This is a genomic window from Bacillus cereus group sp. BfR-BA-01360, from assembly GCF_022663595.1.
GTDB lineage: Bacteria > Bacillota > Bacilli > Bacillales > Bacillaceae_G > Bacillus_A > Bacillus_A cytotoxicus.
Genome location: NZ_JAKUFV010000003.1, coordinates 274883 through 296842 on the forward strand (window position 1 = coordinate 274883; position 21960 = coordinate 296842).

The following is a 21960-nucleotide window of genomic DNA, read 5'->3' on the forward strand; positions in this document are numbered from 1 at the left end:
TCTTTTTTTATTGTCCATCTGGTTGAGGAGTCGATTCTCCATTCGTTCCACCGTTTCCACCAGTTGGCTGTTCTGGTGGAGTTTGTTGGGGATGCTGATTCTGCTGCTGTTCTTGTTGTTTTTTTGCTTCTTCTTCAGCTTTACGTTTTTCTTCCTCAGCTTTTTTCTTTAGTTCTTCTTCAGCTTTACGCTTTTCTTCTTCGGCTTTTTTCTTTAGTTCTTCTTCAGCTTTACGCTTTTCTTCTTCGGCTTTTTTCTTCAGTTCTTCTTCAGCTTTACGCTTTTCTTCTTCAGCTTTCTTTTGAGCGTCTGCATTTTGACCAGGAACGGTAAAGGAAACGCCAGCTGGACTACTTGTGCCAGTCCCTTTTTGGGCTACGACAGAGAAGCTATATGTTACACCTGATTTTACACCGCCAAGTGTAGCAGATGTTCCTTTTACGGATAAGCTACCACTAGAACCGTCATTTGCTTTATAACTTGCTGCATAAGATACATCAGAAGGACCGGACCAACTTAATGTAATTGTATTTGATCCTGCGTCATAAGAAGGTGTTACACCAGTTGGTGGATCTACCTTAATTTGTTTAATCGCATCTTTTTTCGCACCTTTTACGTAAAGTTCGCCATTGATTCGTTCTACAGAAGAAGGTTGTTCAAAACGACTGCGGTCTGTTGCGAATTTACCCATCATGACTTTAAACATTTGTTGAGCAATTTTCGTTGAGCGGTCGCCTATATAGTTTTCTGAACTATCATTTTCATAACCTGTCCATACAGCCATTGTATATTGCGGTGTATAGCCGGCAAACCAACTATCGCGGTTTGCATCTGCTGGAATATCATATTTTTCAATCACCGATTTGTCATAGTTTTGCGTCCCTGTTTTACCAGCAAGATCGACGCCTGAAACATAAGCTGCTGAGCCAGTTCCACCAGATCCTGGTTTAACAACATCGCGAAGCATATCTGTAATCATATACGCTGTATAGTCTTTCATTACTCGCTCTTCTTTTGGTTTAAAGTTTTTCTTCTTACCATCAGGGAAGACAACTTCTTTTACGAAATGAGGTTTATTATAAATACCGTCATTCCCAAATGCTGCATAGGCACCAGCTACTTGTAACGGAGAACTTTCATTACTACCGATTGCTGCTGATTCATATGGTCCTTGCTTAAATGTCATCCCGAGTTTTTCAGAAAACTCTTTTGACTTATTTAGTCCGACTGCTTGAGCAGTTTTTAATGCTGGGATGTTTAAAGATTTTTTTAATGCTTCACGCATTGAAACATCCCCTTTATAGCTGCTCGTTGCATTTCGAATTTTTGTACCATCTGAGTACGTATATTCTGAGTCATTTAATTGATGATAAGTTGACCATTGCATATATTCAATTGCTGGGCCGTAGTCAAAAATAGGTTTCATTGTAGATCCAACTTGTCGATCTAAATCAGTGGCTAAGTTATGACCTTTAAATGTTGATTTACTTTCTTTACGTCCAGCACCGACTGCACGAACTTCACCAGTTTGTGTGTCCATAAATACGAAAGAACCTTGGAATTTATCATTTGGATATCGGATAAGATCCCCATCTAAAATCTTTTCAGCATAATCTTGTGCTTTTGTATCAAGAGTTGTATAGATTTGTAATCCATCAGATCCAATATTTACATCAGGTATTTGCTTTTCAACTTCTTTTACAACTGCATCTAAAAAAGCAGGATAAGGCATTTCAGTAACCTCTTTAGAAGGAAGGAGTCCTTCTGTTACTGGAATTGCCATCGCTTCTTCCATCTGTTGTTTTGTTATAAAGTTATGACGATTCATTAATGTTAAAACAACGTTACGACGTTTTGTTGCACGTTGTACATTTTCTTTTTTCGTTGGATCATAAATATTAGGGCCTTGTGGTAAGCCAGCGAGCATTGCAGCTTCATGTAACTTTAAATCTTTCAAATCTTTTCCATAATAGTTTTGAGCTGCTGTTGCTACGCCATAAGAGCGATTACCTAAATTAATTTTATTTAAGTACATTTCTAAAATTTCATGCTTAGAGTATTTCTGTTCTAGTTTGTAAGCTAAATACCATTCTTGCACTTTTCGTTTTGGTGTTTTTTTCATTGTAAGGAAGTAATTTTTAATTACTTGCTGCGTAATTGTACTACCACCTTGTGAACCGAACCCGCCTGTGATGTTTTCCATAATGGCTTTTCCTGTACGCTTAAAGTCAATTCCATGATGGTCATAAAATCGAGCATCCTCGGTGGCAAGAAAGGCATTTTCAACTACTTTTGGAACTTGATCATAAGTGATAGCAGTCCGTTTCTCAGCACCATATTCATAAAAGAAGTTACCGTCTTTATCATAAAATTTAGTTGATAGAGGATTGACAAGTTTCGCTTTGTCTAGCTTTGGAGCATCTTTCACTATGACAAAGAATGCTGAAACTCCAGCTACAAGTCCGACAATGCCAAGAAGCAGGCAAGTCACTAAAAATTTCTTGAAAAAGGATCCTTTTTTCTTGGGTTTATCCTTTTTATTTTTATCTTTTGTTTGCTGTTTTGCATGTTTTCGTTCTGTACGAGAACGATAATTTTCTGACATTATACTTTCTCCTACCTTTCATCTTCTCCCCAAAAGTCGAAAAAAGAGCCTTATTTTTGACTCTATCACGAAAAATAAACCATGTCTAGTATAGAAATATAATCGATTCGAGGATGATAACCGCATGATAACAAAGAGCCGTGTTCCTCAATTTCTTGTTTTGTAATTGATTTTCTCCCTCCGGTATCTTTGCGATTCCAAAATGAAATAACGTGTTTTGCATCGAGTAAATAAATTTCGTTATAAAGTGTAAATTTAATAATGACGAATGCAATTCCATCATGAGCAATAACTTGTTTCATATGCTCAATTTGGTGGAGATGGAAGTTTTGGAGCGGGAAGTTTGTTTTATTTTTTGTTTCCTTTGCTTCAAAATCAATGTATTTACCCTTATAAACACCGTTGTAATCTGTTGTAGAAGGCTGTTTAAAATAAGCTTCTCTTACAACTGCAGCACTTCGGGCAGGATAATCCACTTTTACAATTTGAAGAGGTGTTGGTTTTTTGTGTACACAGGCAATATTATGACTCAAATAATATTGATTTGTTTCATTTAGTTCCTCTTCAAGAGACATCCCCCTGTTACCATAAGTATGTTTTTTCATTTTTGTTTTTTGAGGTTGTAAAGCTTGATTATATCTTTTTCCGTTTGGGTAACGAATGGTCATGTTTTGTCCACTCCATCTTGCTTAGAATCACTTACACAGGTGATTATATCAAAAAAAGCAATGAAAATGCGATTTTTTTAAAGAGAGGCGGTGAATGGATGAGAGGTAACGGAAGTGAAGATAAGAATTGGAAAAGAGATGAAGAAATGGTTTCGTTTACAAAAGAGGAGAAACAACTCATTACCTATATTAAGGAAAAGACTGCTATTGCAAATATGGACAACATTTCGCGTACACGAACTTATCAACAATATTATTTGCGAAATAAAGAGGTCGAGTGGTCTTTTTTAGCGAGTATGGTTTCGAGAAATGCTGGCTGGAATATGACAGATTTAGAAGGAGAAAATTACTCGAATATCCTATCTAAAGGGATGAGACAACAATTATTCCTTACATATGAGAAAGCAAATTGCCTTATTTTTTTAGATGCTTATCCACAGTTATTACTATATGAAGAGAGTAAAAAAAGAAATAGAACGTTCTTTCATTTGTTGCCTTCTTTTTATGTATCTGTTTTTATGGAAAAGGAATGGAATCGTTTTTGGAGAGAAAGAAATAAAAAGCGGTTAATGATAGCATTAATTATTAATGAGCAAAATAAAATTCAAAAACCAGTTATTGAAAATCGGTATATTCAGTCTCGTGTATTGGATCGATTACTTTTTAAAATGCAAGAAAGATTTCATTTGAACGCGGTTGTTTTTCCAACTTTAGAAGGGGATTTATATGGTTTTTCGGTTACTGGATTTGAAAATGTAAAAAAACGTATTGAACTTGGTAAGAAGTTAGCGTGGCTATTATTTCATCCGAAGTATAAGGAGTTATTTTATGATTTTGCTTTGCATACGATTCCTACAGGCTCAAGATTAGATTATGAACAATATTTCAAGGGAATGAAAGGATATCGTACACCGCAACTTAGGGAGGTGTTTTCTATTGTCCCTCCGGCGCGACAAGATCCATTAGATTGGTTTCATTCTTATACAAATGTAGAGAATTTTTTTATAGTTAAGGAGCCGCAGGAAAAGATTGATGTTACTACATGGTTTCTAAAGAAACAAAGGAAGATTCATTACATTGCTTCATTCATTAGCTTTCGTAAACGATTCAACAGCTTCGTGTTATAATAAAAAAAGCCCCGCACCTTTGTGAAAGTGCGGGGATCGATTATATAGCTTACGTTCTTTACGTATTGAATGAAAAAATGTTGTTGTAACAGCGTGAAAAAAGATGAACTTTAGAAGGAAATAGCGAATTTGGATGAACAGCCCCCTGTTTATGTAGCAGGGAAGTTTGGTCCATCTAATTTTGGATTTCCTGTTTCAGGTTTGTTTTGCTGTTTGCTTTGTTTTTTCTTCTTTTCATTTTTATTTTTAGCCATAGTAACACCTCCCATTTGTATTGTTACCATTTCTATAAAACACATGCAGAATACAAGCTTTTCTAATTTTTAAAAGATGAAGAAGAAATACGAATGAAAGTTTCACTTTATTTGCCGAATCACAACTAGTTTTGTCAATCGTGCAGGAGTGAGAACTGGGGTGTCGAAATTACATGGCAAAGGGAAAGCAAAGAAGGAGGCGTTTTATAGATGGCGATGGTTCAGAAGGAAAATGTAATGAAGAAAATGGATCAAATGTTAAGTGCTCTTGATTTGCTGGAAATGAAAGTTTCACTTAGGATTAATCATGATTTAAAGGACAGACGTGAGGATATATGTAAGAAAGTAGAAATAACAGAAATGCACATTCAACATATGGAAGATAAATTAGTGCATCATCAGGAGAAAGGAAATTGGCTCCAAACGTTTCAAAACGTTGTCGTAGGTGCATAAGCAAGGTGGGATAAAGTGAAGGATCAAGCGTTAAAGCAATCTTCAATAAAGTTAATAGAGTATAACGATGAAACAATTGTTAAAAAAAGAGAAGTGGTAGAATATGATTTTTATACCGATATGAAGCCGTTTGTGGATATGGTAGATAACGAGTTGAGGGCTTGGAAAGAATTGGCTTACAGATGGATAAAAGAAGAACATCCTAAATATGTCCATTTTCAACAAATAGATCAAGTGTGCGAAAATTTACAAAATAATGCTTTGCAATGCTTTGTGAATAAAGGAAAAGGGAAACGGTTTTATGAAACGCACCAGGCGATTTTATATACGTTACAGACTATTGTGGAATTATGTAAATAACAAGAGGGGAATCCCTCTTGTGTTTTTTATGATTCTGTAATTTTATGACGTGGTCTTGTTGCTCCACTTGTTTCCAATTCTCGTATCAACACTCGATATTCTGAAATACAGATTTTCCCTTCCAAATAACAATGTCGCGCAAAGTCGAGCAATTCATTCATATTTTCTGTACAATACCCCTTTTTTTGTAAAAACGCTTGTTTTAAATCCCCTAATATCATGTTGATTCCTCCCCCATGAGAATCTTCTTCTTTTATATCATAACATGAAAGGGTTTACTTTTTTATTTTTTTAAAAATTTAAACTTCCGACAAAAACAGACAATTATATAAGAACACCTTTTATTTTGTAGGTACATATTCTAAAGGTAGAAACGAAGATAAAGGGGGAGAGAATGCATGTTTCAACAACCTACTTATCAAGGGTTTCATTCAAACCCACAGCCAAACGCGTATCAACATAATGGAGCGCCGCATTTACGCTACAATATGTATCCTTTCGCACCTTATTATGGGAATCAAAATTATTATCAGCCATTTGAAGTATCATTTATGAATCAGCATGAACAACCTTATATGAATATGCCGTATTACGCACCGCCGCACTCACAACCATCTATGTTTTATCCGCCGCAGCAGCCCTTTCAACCATATCCAAAAATGAACAAGCAGAAACAGCAACCGAGTCAGTTTTCTAGTTTGGTGTCTCAATTTAAAACAGCAGATGGAAATTATGATGTGAACAAAATGATGAATACAGCAGGCCAAATGATGAATGCGGTAAATCAAGTTACAGGAATTGTAAAACAAGTTGGGGGGTTCTTCGGAAAGTAATCGTGTGACAATAAGCCAAGCTCTTCATCTAATGACTTATAATCTAGACGAATTTCCTTTGAAGAAATAGGTATATATAACAAGCGGCTTTTACTCTTTTCTCATATTGTAAAGTGTAGTTAGATTTTGAGTGAGAGAGGAGAGAAAAACTATGCGTCATTGTCATCCTTGTTTTGGAGGGCATAAGCCAACAGGTCCTATTTGCACAGCACCTCCTGTTGTTCATCCAACAAAACAATGTGTAACACACACTTTTTCTACAACGGTGGTGCCACATATTCACCCAACTCATACAACGCATGTGCATCATCAACAAATTAAAAACCAACATTTCTTCCCGCAAACACATTCAAATGTAAATGTTGTAGATCCAGGATTTGAAGACCCAGGTCATGGTGGAGGGTGTGGACACCATGGATACCCTCATCAAGTATCACCATTTGGTCCAAATGTAGGCCCTAGTGTATCACCGTTTGGTCCAAATGCAGGCCCTAGTGTATCACCGTTTGGTCCAAATGCAGGCCCTAATGTATCACCATTTGGCCCAAACGCAGGCCCTAATGTAGGTGGAATATTTAAAAAGTAAATGTTATGTTAGAACTAGCGAGATGCTAGTTCTTTTCTTTTTATTGGAGTGTTGATATGAAAGTTTTAGCTGTAACAGGATATAAACCTTTTGAACTTGGAATATTTCAGAATGATCACCCAGGTGTGACTTATATAAAAAAAGCGTTACATCGTAAATTTCTTGCCTTTTTGGAAGAAGGATTAGAATGGGTGATGATTAGTGGACAACTTGGGGTTGAATTATGGGCTGCAGAAGTTGTGTTTGACTTACAATTAGAATATCCCGATTTAAAACTTGCTGTGTTTACCCCTTTTTTAGCACAAGAGGAAAACTGGAAAGAAGAAAATAAAGAATGGTATGAATTCATTTTAGAGCAAGCTGATCATGTTGATAGTATTACAAAAAGAAGATATGAAAGCCCAGAGCAATTTCGATTAAAAAATCAATTTTTTATTGACAAAAGTGACGCACTTTTAGCTGTATATGATGAAGAAAAACCAGGAAGTCCAAAATATATAGTAGAGGTGGCTAAGAAAAAAGAAGAAATAGAAAATTATCATAGCTATTTCATTCTTTTTTCTGATTTACAAGATATAATAGAAGAAGAACAGTGGAATGATGCAGAGTAATATGGAAGATTGCTTGTGCAGATATGATTGACAAAAGTGACTGTTTCTGAAAAAATTTAGCTAATAAAAGTTTTGGTGAAAATTTGAGGTGAAGAGAATGATTTCGGATAAAATTAAATTAACGGCAAAAGATATTTTAGAAAAAGAATTTAAAACAGGCATGAGAGGATATCAGCAAGAAGAGGTCGACAAGTTTCTTGATATGATTATTAAAGATTATGAAGTATTTCATAAGGAACTGGAACAATTGCAACAGCAAAACGCACGTTTGAAACGTGAATTAGAAGAGCAGAAACTTGCTGCGGCACAAGCTCCGCAACAAACGATTCCAACACCGGCTGCACAACCTGTATATAGCAATACAAATACAGATATTTTGAAACGTTTATCTAATTTAGAAAAAGCTGTTTTTGGAAGCAAATTATACGAGTAATGTAGAAATGGAAAAGATTGAAACATCTTACATATAAAAAAGCATTGCAAAATCTTTTTGTTTCCACTATACTAATCTTTGTCATAGCGTTTGGGTAATCGCTGCAACGTAAACGTTGTAGAGGAAAGTCCATGCTCGCACGACCTGAGATGGTCGTAGTGTTCGTGCCTAGCCAATTCATAAGCTAGGGTATTCTGGCCGCGAGGCTGGTTTAACGGCAGGGAAAAAACCTAAGTCCTTTTGGATATGGTTTGACTACCTTTAAAGTGCCACAGTGACGAAGTCCTTGAAGAAATGATAGGAGTGGAACGAGGTAAACCCCACGAGCGAGAAACCCAAATAATGGTAGGGGAATCTTTTCCAAGGAAATGAACGATGGAAAAGGACAGGTTTGAGTAACCTGTAGATAGATGATTACCACCGGAGTACGAGGCGTGGGCCGTTTGTAGTACAAAGGAACAGAACATGGCTTACAGAACGTTATGAACCAATTACGTAATGACTCAGCTCTCCTTTGAAAGAGGAGAGCTTTTTATTTGTATGAAGTAATGATGCTTGAGTTACAATGGTAAAGAAAACAATACGTTATCATACTTAATCATTTATAGAGTGATGATTGTTTGATTATACATAAGAGGTGAATAGAAAATGGGAAAAGTTACTTTAATTGCAACAGCAGCGATGGGAATTGAAGCTCTAGTTGCAAGAGAAGTTCGTGATCTTGGCTACGAGTGCCAAGTAGATAACGGAAAAGTAACGTTTGAAGCAGATGTAAATGCAATTTGTCGTGCCAATTTATGGTTGCGTACTGCTGATCGTGTCAAAATCAAAGTGGGGGAATTTAAAGCAACTACGTTTGATGAATTATTTGAGAAGACAAAGGCTCTAAATTGGGGAGATTATATTCCTGAAAACGGGGAATTCCCTGTTATTGGTAAATCTGTGAAATCAACTTTATTTAGTGTTCCAGATTGCCAACGTATCGTCAAAAAAGCTGTTGTTGAAAAGTTAAAATCAACATATAAGCGTACAACTTGGTTTGAAGAGAATGGTCCTTTATTCCGCATTGAGATTGCCATGTTAAAAGATATTGCAACGTTAACAATCGATACAAGTGGTGTCGGATTGCACAAGCGCGGATATCGTGTTGATCAGGGAGAAGCACCGTTGAAAGAAACGTTAGCTGCATCCTTAATTAAACTTACAAATTGGAAACCAGATCGTCCATTCGTTGATCCGTTTTGTGGTTCTGGAACAATTCCGATTGAAGCGGCGCTGATTGGACAAAATATTGCACCAGGATTTAACCGAGACTTTGCATCGGATGAATGGGACTGGATTGGTAAGCAAAATTGGAAAGAAGCGCGTCAAGAAGTAGAGGATTTAGCAAATTATGATCAGCCATTACAAATTATCGGATCAGATATTGATCATCGTATGATAAGAATCGCGCAAGATAATGCGGATGAAGTTGGATTAGGCGATTTAATTTCCTTTAAACAAATGCAAGTAAAAGATTTTACGACAAAAGAGGAATATGGCTATGTTGTAACGAATCCTCCATACGGAGAACGTTTAAGTGAAAAAGCACTTGTTGAAAAGTTATACAAAGAAATGGGAGAAGTATTCCGTCCGTTAGACACTTGGTCCTTATATGTATTAACAAGCTATGAGGCATTTGAAAAATGTTATGGACAAGAAGCGTCGAAAAAGCGTAAATTATTCAATGGCTTTATTCGTACAGATTACTACCAATACTTTGGAAAACGTCCGCCTCGTAATTCGTAGTATAAAACCTCTTTTTTGCGCATATACTGGCTACTATGTAATGTGCAAAAGGAGGAATCGATATGGATGGGTTCCAGTTGTCAATGATTCAAAAAGCGATTCATCGTACGTATGATGAACTCGGCAAAGAACTTGATTTTCAAAGTGTAGCAGCAGATGAAATTCAAAAGGCACAGGAAGAATATTTATCTGCGTTATCATATGAAACATTAATTGATAAGCGTTATTTAAAGTCATTAATAGAGTAAAAAAAGTTTTCCTTTACATAAAGGAAAACTTTTTTCACGCATTTCTATGTATTACAACAGGGGAAAGCAACTGCTATTTATAAGTAGCAGTTGCTATATCTTTTTTATAGAAAAACTTTTTGGTTGGAGGCTAAGCATGTTTACTAAGAAGAGATTACCATTTGAAGTAGGGAAACAAGATAATTTTTATGATAAGTTGAATGAGTGGATTGGAGATGTATTTTACGATATCCTCCCAGAAAAAGGTTTTGAAGAGCGCGATGAACAAATTTTTATGGCGTTTCAATTAGAACGAGCGTTTCAAGAGAAGAAGGTTATGTTTGCTGAGGCTGGTGTTGGAACAGGAAAAACAATTGTATATCTTTTATATGCAATTTGTTATGCACGTTATACAGGAAAGCCGGCTATTATCGCTTGTGCAGATGAAACGCTAATTGAACAGCTTGTAAAAGAAGAAGGGGACATCGCGAAGTTATCAGAAGCGTTAGGGTTATCTGTTGATGTTAGACTTGCAAAATCAATGGATAATTATTTATGTTTACGTAAATTAGAAGATGTAATGAGTGGACGAGCTCCAGAAGTAATTGAAGATTTATATTATGAATTGCCGCAATTTGTATTTGATCACGGAACAATGCAAAATTTTACACCATATGGAGATCGTAAAGAGTTTCCGCTATTAAATGATGAAGAGTGGTCAAAAGTATCTTGGGATTATTTCCAAGATTGTTTCACATGTGAATCTCGCCATCGCTGCGGTCAAACGCTTTCTCGTGAACATTACCGTAAAGCAGCAGATTTAATTATTTGTTCTCAAGATTTCTATATGGACCACATTTGGACATATGATGCTCGTAAGCGTGAAGGACAGATGCCGCTTCTACCAGAAAGTAGCTGTGTCGTTTTTGATGAAGGACATTTGGTTGAATATGCAGCGCAAAAAGCACTAACGTATCGATTAAAGCAAACGATGATGGAACAATTATTAACAAGATTGTTGCAAAATGATATTCGTGAAGAATTTGCTCATTTAATAGAAGAAACAATTTGGCAGACAGAACGTTTCTTTGATGTTTTACAAGAGAATAAACAAGAAATTCCAGGGTCAGATCGCTTGGAAATTACGGTAACAGAAAAAGTGACTACAGAAGCAAAACGATTATATGCGAAAATTGCTGAAGTCGGCGATGCATTAGTATTTGAAAGTGAAATGTATACAGTCAACACATATGATTTAAATATTGTTGACGAGCATTTAGATGTACTGGAACATTCACTTCGTCTTTTCATGCATGAGAAAAATGCGATTACGTGGGGAGAAGAAGGGGATGGAACATTTACATTAGTTATTATGCCACGTGCAGTAGAAGAAGTATTACAAGAGAAAGTATTCTCTAAAAAAATCCCGTATATTTTCTCTTCTGCTACATTATCTGAAAATGGTTCATTTGCATTTACCGCAAATAGTCTCGGCATAAAAGATTATCTATCGTTCTCGGTTGCTTCTCCATTTGATTATGAAGAACAAATGAAAGTGTATTTACCATCCTATAATGAAGAAAATGCATGGGAAAGAAAGTGTCAATATATACTTGAAAATATTCAAAAAACCAATGGACGTACACTTGTATTGTTCCGAACAACTGAGGAGCTTGCTGTCTTTAAAGAATACGTAAGCAAAGAACAAATGTCTATTCCGTTCTTATATGAGGGAGATCAAGAAATTAGTCAGCTCGTTTCACGTTTCCAAAATGAAGAAGAGACTGTCCTTTGTGCTGTTCATTTATGGGAAGGGTTAGATATTCCTGGTTCATCATTATCACATGTCATTATTTGGTCGCTTCCATTCCCTCCAAATGACCCTGTGTTTGAAGCGAAACGAAAACATGTAAATGATTCATTTTGGAACGTAGATGTACCATATATGATTTTACGACTTCGTCAAGGAATTGGACGCTTAATTCGTACAAGTGAGGACAAAGGAGCGATTTCGTTATTCTTGTCTGAAAATGAGAATGAAAAGGTTGTCGAAGCTGTAAAGAAAGTACTGCCAGTAGAAGGAATAATGATCTAACGAAAAAAGCTTGGTCAATGCCAAGCTTTTTTCTATAGGGAGAAAAGGAATTTATCTATTTATGTCGAAATAAAGGGGAGATAGAAAAAGGAGGGAATGAGATATGAAAATCGCTACACATGAATTAGAAAAAGAATTTTTAGCATATGTGAAAAAGATAAATAATTATGGCGAAGCACTTAATTTAATATTTTGGGACTTGCGTACAGGCGCTCCAAAACAAGGGGTAGATCAGCGCTCTGAAGTCATCGGAATGCTTTCGTCAGAAGTCTTTTCTTTATCAACTTCTGATGAGATGGAGAGATATTTAATAGTATTAGAACAACGAATTGCAGAGAATACAATTTCCGAAACAACGAAAAAAATTGTAGAAGAGTGTCGCAAAAAGTATGACCAAAATAAAAAAATTCCACAAGCTGAGTATGAAGAGTTTGTAAAATTACAAGCAAAATCAGAAAGTGTTTGGGGGGAAGCACGTGAAAAGTCTGATTTTGAAATGTTCAGACCATATTTAGAAAAAATTGTTGCATATAAGAAGAAATTTATTACATATTGGGGTTATGATACGTATAAATATAATACGTTGTTAGATATGTATGAACCGGGTGTAACAGTAGAAATATTAGACCATGTATTTGGACAATTACGTGAGCGAATTGTACCGCTTGTGAAAAACATTTCAGCGTCTCATAAAACATTAAAAACAGATGTATTATTTAAGCATTTTCCAAAGGAGCAACAAAAGAATTTTACTTTAGAAGTATTAAAACAATTAAATTATAACTTTGAAGCTGGGCGTTTAGATGAAACGATTCATCCATTTGAAATTACATTAAATAGAGGCGATGTTCGCATTACGACTCGTTATGATGAGAATGACTTCCGAACGGCTGTGTTTGGAACAATTCATGAATGTGGGCATGCTGTATATGAACAAAATATTTCCGAGGATTTAGAAGGAACACCGCTTTGCAGTGGTACTTCAATGGGGATTCATGAATCACAATCGCTATTTTTTGAAAACTTTATTGGGCGTCATAAATCTTTCTGGAAGAACAATTATGAATTATTGAAGCAATTTAGTGAGGGACAATTTGAAAATGTGTCGGTAGATGAATTTTATGATGCAATCAATGAATCAAAGCCTTCCTTTATCCGCATTGAGGCAGATGAATTAACGTATCCATTACATATTATGGTTCGCTATGAGTTAGAAAAAGAATTATTTGACGGAACGTTGGAAGTAAAAGATTTACCAAAAGCATGGAATGATAAAATGGAGAGCTATTTAGGCATTCGTCCAGAAACAGATGCACAAGGAGTATTGCAAGATATCCATTGGGCAGATGGATCGTTTGGCTATTTCCCATCTTATGCACTTGGTTACATGTACGCCGCACAATTTAAACATAAGATGTTAGAAGATATTCCGAACTTCGATGCATTATTAGAAGAAGGGAATATCACACCAATTCGCGAATGGCTGACAAAAAATATTCACCAATATGGTAAAATGAAAAAACCATTACAAATATTAGAGGATGTAACTGGTGAGGGGCTAAATGCGAATTATTTAGCGGACTATTTAGAAACAAAATATAAAGAGATTTATGAACTAAAAAAATGAAGAACCTAAAGGGACTGCTTTGAAAACATAACAAGTATTTTATCAAAATATTGAGAGTGAAAAGGAGACTATCACCTGTATAGAGTAGGTGACAGCCTCCTTTTTATTATAAAGTGGTCTCCTTTTAGGTGGGCTCTTTTTACAAATTTGGGTCTTTGTTTCTATTTATTCGTAGTGGCGATGTGCCGAATCACTGATATACCATGATTTTGTGTTTATCCCGCTATTTGAGGGCAATAAGACTCCCATCTCAAGATTCAGAGAGAAGCAAGGAAGATAGGTGGGAGGAGGGCTACCCGTAACAGCCCGATTGGTGAGGGCTCATAATCAGTGGGGGATGAAGAACCCCCCACTGATTAAAGTTTCCCTTTATGTTACAAGAAATAAATATGTGTGACTCAAAAAGAATTTTTTATAAATATAGAGGGAGGTGAAAGGGTTTTAAAAGTCGAACGAAAAAGATATTTCGATAATATTTGTACGTGTTTTTCTTAGAAATGCTTTTCAAAGTAAAAAAAGTGCGTTATAATCCATCTATAAATAAATAAGTTAGCTACACTCATATAATCGCAGGAATAAGGCCTGCAAGTTTCTACCGAAGTACCGTAAATACTTCGACTATGAGTGAGGACGAATAGATTTGCTTGTTTCGTATTCTTTTTTTCGCGAAGCTCCAAAAGCGCGTCTCTCACTTGTAACGAGTGGTGGCTGCTTTTGGGGTTTTTTATTTGCATAAGAGGAGGAACAAATATGAAAGTATTACAAGAAAAGATTTTAAGTGAAGGAAAAGTTTTATCTGGTGATGTATTGAAGGTAGATGCATTTTTAAATCATCAAATTGATCCAGTACTTATGCAAGAAATCGGAAAAGAGTTTGCAAAACGTTTTCAAGAAGAGAAAATTACAAAAATCGTGACGATTGAATCTTCTGGGATTGCACCAGCGGTTATGGCGGCTTTAGAACTTGGGGTAAAAGTAATCTTTGCAAGAAAGCGTAAATCGTTAACGTTACAAGAGAATATGTATGTTGCAAACGTATATTCATTTACAAAACAAGAAACAAATGAGATCTCACTATCTAAAAAACATATTCATGAAGACGATCGAGTGTTAATTATTGATGACTTTTTAGCAAATGGGCAAGCGGCTTTAGGGCTCATGAGCTTAGTAGAGCAAGCTGGAGCGAGCGTTTCGGGAATTGGGATCGTAATTGAAAAAGCATTTCAAGATGGAGGGAAGAAACTGCGTGAGAGAGGCGTTCGCGTAGAATCATTGGCAGAAATTGCATCGCTTGAAGATGGTACGGTTACCTTTGTTCAACATGAAACTGCGGAGGTGAGATAGCAATGAAGCAACATCCATTTAAAATTGCTTCTCTCGGTATGCAACATATGCTTGCGATGTACGCTGGGGCTATTATTGTTCCACTTATTGTTGGCGGAGGACTTGGACTAAGTCAGAAAGAATTAACTTATTTAGTTTCTATTGACTTATTAATGTGCGGCGTTGCTACAATCTTACAAGCATTATCAAATCGTTTTTTTGGAATTGGTCTCCCGGTTGTACTTGGATGTACATTTACAGCGGTTGGACCGATGATTGCAATCGGTAAGCAGTATGGTGTTTCTTCTATATATGGAGCAATTATTGCTGCTGGATTGTTCGTTGTTATTTTTGCGAAACTATTTGGCAAACTAGTAAAGTTATTTCCACCTGTTGTAACAGGTTCTGTTGTTACGGTAATTGGGGTTACGTTAGTTCCAGCAGCCATTAATGATATGGCTGGTGGTGCAGGGAGTAAAGACTTTGGAAGTTTGGAAAATTTAGCGTTAGCATTTGGTGTGCTACTATTTATCGTTATTATGTATCGTTTCTTTGATGGATTTATTCGTTCCATTTCTATTTTACTTGGTCTTTTATTTGGAACGATTATGGCAGCTTTAATGGGGAAAGTAAGCCTGCAGGCTGTTTGGGAAGCGGATTGGTTTCATGGAATACAGCCTTTTTATTTCGGAACACCTACATTTGCATTCACTCCAATGATTACGATGATTCTCGTTGCTTGCGTAGGGATAGTGGAAGCAACTGGGGTATATTTTGCTTTATCTGATATATGTAATAAAAAGATTGGCGAAAAAGATTTAACAAAAGGGTATCGTGCTGAAGGATTGGCGATGATTTTAGGTGGAATCTTTAATGCCTTTCCGTATACGACTTACTCACAAAACGTCGGTCTTGTGCAATTAACAGGTGTGCGAAATCGCATCATCATTTATGTATGTGGTGGTATGTTAATTGTGCTCGGATTTATCCCTAAAATTGCAGCCATTACAACGATTATTCCAAAGCCAGTGCTTGGCGGTGCAATGCTCGCAATGTTTGGGATGGTGATGGCATATGGAATTAAAATGTTAAGCAATGTTGATTTTGGAAAACAAGAAAACTTACTTATCGTGGCATGTTCTGTTGGAATTGGCCTTGGCGTAACAGTCGTTCCAACGTTATTCTCACAATTTCCAGAAAGTATTCGTATTTTAACAGACAATGGTATTGTACTTGGAAGTGCTTCAGCGGTTATTTTAAATATTGTATTTCATATGATTCCGGAGCGCAGAGCGAAAACAAAAGAAGAGCAAGTTTCAATGAAAAGTGCTGTCACAGAAATGTAAATCAACAAAAGCAAGGTTCTCATGAAGAGACCTTGCTTTTGTTTTTTAAAGGCATCATTTTTCCATACGTACCAAGGCGCCAAATGTATTCAAGTGGGCCATACTGATAGTGAGAGAGCCACCAGCGGCTAATAAAGATTTGTAGTGCATAAAAACTAATACAAAATAGCGGGCCTATCCATAATGGAACCGGCAAATCATTTTTGAAAAATAGACCGAACACAATCAATGTAATTGCTGTGTGTGAAATGTAGCTTGTTAGTGCCATTCGTCCTACATATTGGAAAGGCTGTAATAATTTTTGCCATTGTTCCTTTTGTAATAAACGCATAAGTGTGAGGATATAAAAAATAAATAAGGTTTTCCCACTAAACATTGTAAAACCACTCATGTAGATTGGTTCATAAGGCTGTTTTGTTACAAAGTAACGAATCATAAAGAACCACATCGGAAGTGTTAAGATAAACATAATGATTTGCCACTTTTTTAGTTTGGAATCTAATTCTTTTGCTTGGCGGAAAATGTCTTTTTTGCCAGCGTATAAGCCGAGTAAGAATAAACCAACTGTTTCGGGAAGCATTGAAATGTTTAAACCAATGGATTCAGAATAAAAGGCATGAAAGCGATCTTGCACTTGTATGCTCCAATTTTCTAATGGCATAATGGGTAGAGAAGACGCTAGTTCTTCTATTGGTATAAAAGCAATCATGATGCTAGCTAATAACATAAACAGTTGGAAAAGACCTAATAGAATCAATGAACATACTAAAATGGTATGTGGTTGTCTTTTGTAAAATAATAATAAGAAAAACCCCGCAATTGCATAACTATGTAAAATATCACCATCCCATAAAAGGACGTAATGCAAGAAGCCGAATAATAATAAAATGAGAAGTCGACGAACGAATAATGTTTTTGGATGATCTGTTTTCGCTTCAGCGCGCTGCATAAAAATGAAAAAGCCTAATCCGAATAAAAATGAAAAAATAGTATAAAATTTTGTTTGAATAAACATGTCATAAAATAGGCGAATATAGCTGTCTATTCCTTCATAACTTCCTGTAATGTCACGAGAATCAACACCAGCAATAACGGGCCAGTTCACAAGAAAAATACCAAGTACAGCGATTCCTCTTATGATATCGATAGAATGAATCCTCTCACCTTGCGAAAGATTTTGTTCCATTATTCTCCTCCTTATCAAGTAAATCCCTTTTATTATACAAAATAGACAGGAAAGGGCATAGCGGGAATTTCCAATTATTGAAGCTATTAAGATGCGCTTGATGAGATATAATAAAGATGCACAACAAATTTTTTCACTCCTTTAAAACAGGTGGTCAAAGCCCCTTGGAAGAAAGGGGCTTTCTTTTTTAGAAATGTATTGATAATGATTCTCTTTAATGATAAAATGTATTCAAAAGTGATAATCATTATCAAAAAAGGTTGGTGTGCGAAATGATATATGCATTTGTTGCAGGCACAGTTGCTATGTATATTGGCATAACAAAGTATGTGTTAAATGGAGTCGGAGCAACAAAATGAAAAAGTTAACATAAAATCCCTTTCATCCTATAAAAAGAATGAAAGGGATTTTTTTATTTTTAATGAGAATATGCTGAAAATTTAGTATGATAATAAGGTATATACATCTTGGAATAAAGGGGAACAAGGGGATGACAAACATAGTACAGACAAACAGTATGAAAAAACTTGTTTGTTTTTATGAAGAATGGCAAAAGCATGGGGATACAGAAAATAGCTTGAAGTTGTTTGAAGTAATTCAAAAATATAAAGAAGAGCAGTTGATGATTGCTTTTTGTGGGCATTTTTCTGCTGGAAAATCGACGATGATGAATTACTTGTACAAAGCACAGTTATTGCCAACAAGTCCAATTCCAACTAGCGCAAATGTCGTTAAAATTGAAAAGGGACTGGATCGAGTTATTGTTACATTAAAATCAGGGGAGCATTATGAATATAGTGGTGTATATTCAGCAGAAGAGTTAAAACAGCTCTGTAAAAATGGGGATGAAATTATCGGTGTACATATTTACCGAAATGATGCACCGATTCCTGATGGTGTTATGCTTGTTGATACTCCTGGAATTGATTCAACAGATGATGCGCATCAACTAGCGACCGAATCTACACTGCATCTTGCGGATGTTATTTTTTATATGATGGATTATAATCATGTGCAGTCTGAAGTGAACTTACAATTTGTGAAAGAGCTAAAGCAGCGCAACAAAACGGTGTATCTTGTTGTGAATCAAATTGATAAGCATAAAGAAAATGAATTGTCATTTGCAGAGTATAAGCAAAGCGTGAAACAATCATTTTTAAATTGGGATATTCAAGTAGATGGTATCTTTTACACTTCATTGCGAATGATGAACCATCCGCATAATGAAATTCAAAGTTTAGAGCGTTTACTATTTTCTATTATGAAAGAGCGCGACCAACATGTGAAACAAGGGATGGAAAGAGAAACAGAATATTTATTACAAGAGTACCTTTCTGCTATTCTTGCTGAAAATGAAAAGCAACTTCAACCTTTTGAAAAAGAATTAGCTTCGCCGTTATCTCTTTCAGAAGTGAAAGAAAAGAAGGAAATGCTTCTTGAAAAGAAACAGCGCGCAATTCATAAAGAATCCGATGTAAGAAATGAATTTATAAAAGGCTTACAAGGAATATTGGATAATGCGTATTTAATGCCGTTTGAAATGAGAGAATTAGCAAATCAATATTTAGAAACAAAGTTAACGAAATTTAAAGTGGGTTTCCTATTTGCAAAAGGAAAAACAGAGCAAGAGAAACAAAGGCGATTGGAAGCATTTTATTCTGCTCTGAAAAAGACTGTGGAAACACAAATTGATTTTCACGTGAAAGAATTTATCGTCTCTTTCTTAAAAGAAAAGGGGTTATTTACAGAAAATACAGGGAAATCCGTATATGAATTGGAAATTGATTTTTCTCCTGCATTGTTAGCAGAAACGATTAAGCAAGGAGCTGGTTTTACAGGGGATTATTTACTTCTTTATACAGAAGATGTCGCAAATGAGCTTAAGAAAAGATATTTTGCGAAAGCGCGGCAAATTTTAGAGAGCAGTACGAGTATATTGAAAGAAAAGATCAAAGAAGAAATGGTTCATCTTGATGAAGAACTGGAGCAATATACCGTATTACAAACTGCAAAAGAAACGAAATTACAATATGCGGCAGCATATGATAAATACGAGAACTACTTACAGGACATTTGGAGAGAGCGCATCCCTGTGCCAGATGGGTTACAAATAGAAGAAATATTGCAAGGGAAGAAGTTAGTTGTAAATGAGAAGTTCACATTACAAGAACAAGAAGTGAAAACGGAAAGACTTTCTTATACTGAGGAAGAAAGAAAGAGCGAAGCAAAATTAAATATTCCTCGCATATTAGAGCGGGTAAAAGATGCAGAAAAGATAATAGAGTCACTTCCTACTTTGCAGCATTTATATCAAGAGGTGCTTGAAAAAAGAAAGCGTGTGGAAACAAAGCAGTTTACCGTTGCCCTTTTTGGAGCATTTAGTGCAGGGAAATCTTCATTTGCCAATGCGTTGCTTGGCGAAAACGTACTTCCGGTATCACCAAATCCAACAACGGCGACGATTAATCAAATTTTACCGGTTACAAAGGAGAAACCTCATGGTACGGTAGTTGTTCAGTTTAAATCAAAACAGGCATTATTAGAAGATATGAAAGCTGTTTATAAACTGTTTCATTATGAAATATCTACTTTGGAAGAAGCGCTGTCACAAATAGAGACAATTATTCAGTATCCATCACCAAGTGGAAAGCAGAAAACAACATTTAGTTTCTTGCGGGCAGTACAAAGAGGATATAGGGCGGTTTTCAATCAGTTAGGAGAGCAAGTGCAAGTAACAGTAGCTGAATTTGCTGATTATGTCGCGAATGAAGAAAAGTCATGTTTTGTGGAATATATGGAGCTTTATTACGACTGTGCGTTAACAAGACAAGGGGTGGCTTTAGTTGATACGCCAGGAGCAGATTCAATTAATGCTCGCCATACAGATGTGGCATTCCAATATATTAAAAATGCAGATGCGATTTTATTTGTAACATACTATAATCATGTGTTCTCAAGAGCAGATCGGGAGTTTCTCATTCAGCTTGGTCGCGTCAAAGATACATTTGCCCTTGATAAAATGTTCTTTTTAATCAATGCTGCAGATTTAGCACAATCTGAAGAAGAGCTTGAAATGGTAAAAGGTTATATTGCAGAGCAACTCTTACAATATGGTATTCGTAATCCGCGTCTCTTTGCGATTTCCAGCTTATGTGCATTAAAAGAAAAACAAGGTGACGTTATTGCGAAAGAACAGTATGGTGTTTTACAAGATTCGGGAATTTCTAAATTTGAAGAGTCATTTACATCATTTATGATGCACGATCTTATGCTTGTATCGATACATTCTTTATACAGAGCACTGCAAAGTGCAGATCAGCTGCTAACAAATATGATACAGGGAGCAAAACAAGGGAATAATGAAAAAGAGAAGCAAATAAAAAAATATGAAGCAGAGCGAGCACGGCTACTTCATATGATTTCATCATATAGTGTTTTGGCAGAAGAACAAGCAATGAAGAATGAAGTAAAAGAGCTGTTATATTATGTACAGCAACGCTTATTTTTACGTTATAACGATGTGTTTACGGAATTTATTAATCCTGCAGCACTTCGAACAGATGGAAGTGTGAAGGTGAAATTACAAGAATGTCTTATGGAATTAGTTGCGTTTATCCAACATGATGTATTACAAGAAATGCGAGCAACATCACTACGTCTTGAGAAATGGATTGATGAAGCGATAGGGCGGGCAAGAGATGAGATTGTAATGACATGCCAAAAAGAAAATGAATTCATTTCAATGAGCGAAGTAGCAGAGTATGAATATCAAGTGATAGCACATCAAGAACCATTTCCATCTATTGAAATGAAACATTTTAAAAAGGCGTTATCTCATTTTAAAAATGAGAAAAGCTTTTTTGAAAAAAATGATAAAGCAGCTATGCAAAGCGATACGAAAGAAGCGCTTGAGCCTTTCGTATCTCAATATGTAGCGGATGAAGAAAAATTATTTGTTGATCATTATAAACAGGAATGGGAAAGGAAATGGAACTTATCCCAAAATGTTATGCAGGAAGATGTGAAGCAGTATTACGCAAGTCTATTATTTGCTTTAGCAGAAACAATTGATGTGTCACTATATGAAACAAGTAAGGAACAATTACAAGAACAATTGATAGCGATTGAGAAAGAGATTCATATTTTATAATCTTTATGAAAAAAAGATTCGCTCAATTTTCTTCTGTAGAACAGTATCGAGTGATTTTACAAATCCGGCAAACTCGTCTGTGGAAATCATATGAGTTAATACTAAACGTCTACCATCCGGTGTTTCACCGCATAAGACGAATGAAGAAAATTCATATGTTTTCCCTTCGATAACTAATTTTGGATAGGAATAAGTTTCACTTTTCTTTTTCTTTGCATCAATTGAGATGACGTTGCACTTTTTCTCATTGTTGTCCATGGTGAATCCCTCCTTTGTATTACTTATGGT

At 35.8% G+C, this 21960-nt stretch carries 19 protein-coding genes, 1 other RNA gene and 1 riboswitch; of the genes, 15 read left to right on the forward strand and 5 right to left on the reverse strand.

Annotation, left to right across the window (positions count from 1 at the left end):
• Window positions 1-7: 7 nt before the first annotated feature.
• Together MR056_RS05040 and recU are read right to left on the reverse strand one after the other, a co-directional pair.
• Complete coding sequence (locus tag MR056_RS05040; protein WP_048722597.1) at window positions 8-2605, reverse strand: PBP1A family penicillin-binding protein; 2598 nt, start codon at window positions 2603-2605, stop codon at window positions 8-10.
• Window positions 2606-2670: 65 nt separating this feature from the next.
• Window positions 2671-3273: a Holliday junction resolvase RecU gene (gene recU / locus MR056_RS05045; protein WP_012093762.1), complete on the reverse strand. Its 603-nt coding sequence runs from the start codon at window positions 3271-3273 to the stop codon at window positions 2671-2673.
• 98 nt (window positions 3274-3371) lie between these two features.
• Here recU and MR056_RS05050 point away from each other — a divergent pair, with 98 nt between their 5' ends.
• From MR056_RS05050 to MR056_RS05060, 3 genes are all read left to right on the forward strand, one after another.
• On the forward strand, window positions 3372-4400 hold the full coding sequence (locus MR056_RS05050) for a DUF2515 domain-containing protein (protein WP_012093763.1): 1029 nt from the start codon (window positions 3372-3374) through the stop codon (window positions 4398-4400).
• Between the two features lie 464 nt (window positions 4401-4864).
• On the forward strand, window positions 4865-5107 hold the full coding sequence (locus tag MR056_RS05055) for a hypothetical protein (protein WP_012093764.1): 243 nt from the start codon (window positions 4865-4867) through the stop codon (window positions 5105-5107).
• Window positions 5108-5122: 15 nt separating this feature from the next.
• On the forward strand, window positions 5123-5467 hold the full coding sequence (locus tag MR056_RS05060) for a YppE family protein (protein WP_012093765.1): 345 nt from the start codon (window positions 5123-5125) through the stop codon (window positions 5465-5467).
• A 26-nt stretch (window positions 5468-5493) separates the two neighbouring features.
• Here the strand turns inward: MR056_RS05060 and MR056_RS05065 are convergent, their stop codons facing one another.
• Window positions 5494-5688: a YppF family protein gene (locus MR056_RS05065; RefSeq protein ID WP_012093766.1), complete on the reverse strand. Its 195-nt coding sequence runs from the start codon at window positions 5686-5688 to the stop codon at window positions 5494-5496.
• Window positions 5689-5865: 177 nt separating this feature from the next.
• Between MR056_RS05065 and MR056_RS05070 the strand changes: the two genes are divergently transcribed.
• From MR056_RS05070 to pbuX, 11 genes are all read left to right on the forward strand, one after another.
• Window positions 5866-6300 carry a YppG family protein gene (locus MR056_RS05070; protein ID WP_012093767.1) on the forward strand — a complete coding sequence of 145 codons (435 nt, stop codon included), beginning with the start codon at window positions 5866-5868 and terminating at the stop codon, window positions 6298-6300.
• Between the two features lie 151 nt (window positions 6301-6451).
• Window positions 6452-6886: a CotD family spore coat protein gene (locus MR056_RS05075; RefSeq protein WP_012093768.1), complete on the forward strand. Its 435-nt coding sequence runs from the start codon at window positions 6452-6454 to the stop codon at window positions 6884-6886.
• 56 nt (window positions 6887-6942) lie between these two features.
• A complete protein-coding gene (locus MR056_RS05080; RefSeq protein ID WP_012093769.1) occupies window positions 6943-7497 on the forward strand; it encodes an SLOG family protein in 555 nt (184 codons plus the stop codon).
• A 97-nt stretch (window positions 7498-7594) separates the two neighbouring features.
• Complete coding sequence (gpsB, locus tag MR056_RS05085; RefSeq protein ID WP_012093770.1) at window positions 7595-7930, forward strand: cell division regulator GpsB; 336 nt, start codon at window positions 7595-7597, stop codon at window positions 7928-7930.
• Between the two features lie 86 nt (window positions 7931-8016).
• An RNA gene (gene rnpB, locus MR056_RS05090) (RNase P RNA component class B) lies at window positions 8017-8408 on the forward strand.
• A 170-nt stretch (window positions 8409-8578) separates the two neighbouring features.
• Window positions 8579-9718, forward strand: coding sequence for a THUMP domain-containing class I SAM-dependent RNA methyltransferase (locus MR056_RS05095; protein ID WP_012093771.1), 1140 nt, complete (start codon window positions 8579-8581; stop codon window positions 9716-9718).
• 62 nt (window positions 9719-9780) lie between these two features.
• Window positions 9781-9966: a DUF3921 family protein gene (locus MR056_RS05100; protein ID WP_012093789.1), complete on the forward strand. Its 186-nt coding sequence runs from the start codon at window positions 9781-9783 to the stop codon at window positions 9964-9966.
• A 136-nt stretch (window positions 9967-10102) separates the two neighbouring features.
• Window positions 10103-12040, forward strand: coding sequence for an ATP-dependent DNA helicase (locus MR056_RS05105; RefSeq protein WP_048722607.1), 1938 nt, complete (start codon window positions 10103-10105; stop codon window positions 12038-12040).
• Between the two features lie 103 nt (window positions 12041-12143).
• Complete coding sequence (locus MR056_RS05110; protein ID WP_048722610.1) at window positions 12144-13667, forward strand: carboxypeptidase M32; 1524 nt, start codon at window positions 12144-12146, stop codon at window positions 13665-13667.
• Window positions 13668-14206: 539 nt separating this feature from the next.
• Window positions 14207-14308, forward strand: a riboswitch (purine riboswitch).
• A gap of 109 nt (window positions 14309-14417) precedes the next feature.
• On the forward strand, window positions 14418-15011 hold the full coding sequence (locus MR056_RS05115; protein ID WP_012093792.1) for a xanthine phosphoribosyltransferase: 594 nt from the start codon (window positions 14418-14420) through the stop codon (window positions 15009-15011).
• Between the two features lie 2 nt (window positions 15012-15013).
• Complete coding sequence (pbuX, locus tag MR056_RS05120; protein WP_012093793.1) at window positions 15014-16336, forward strand: xanthine permease PbuX; 1323 nt, start codon at window positions 15014-15016, stop codon at window positions 16334-16336.
• A 19-nt stretch (window positions 16337-16355) separates the two neighbouring features.
• On the opposite strand, the gene MR056_RS05125 is transcribed toward pbuX, so the two are convergent.
• Window positions 16356-17522: a DUF418 domain-containing protein gene (locus MR056_RS05125; protein ID WP_012093794.1), complete on the reverse strand. Its 1167-nt coding sequence runs from the start codon at window positions 17520-17522 to the stop codon at window positions 16356-16358.
• A gap of 490 nt (window positions 17523-18012) precedes the next feature.
• On the opposite strand from MR056_RS05125, the gene MR056_RS05130 reads away from it, so the two are divergent.
• Entirely contained in the window at window positions 18013-21672 is a 3660-nt protein-coding gene (locus MR056_RS05130) for a dynamin family protein (RefSeq protein ID WP_012093795.1), read from the forward strand.
• Between the two features lie 3 nt (window positions 21673-21675).
• On the opposite strand, the gene MR056_RS05135 is transcribed toward MR056_RS05130, so the two are convergent.
• Window positions 21676-21930, reverse strand: a complete 255-nt coding sequence (locus MR056_RS05135; protein ID WP_012093796.1) for a DUF3931 domain-containing protein — start codon at window positions 21928-21930, stop codon at window positions 21676-21678.
• Window positions 21931-21960: the final 30 nt, after the last annotated feature.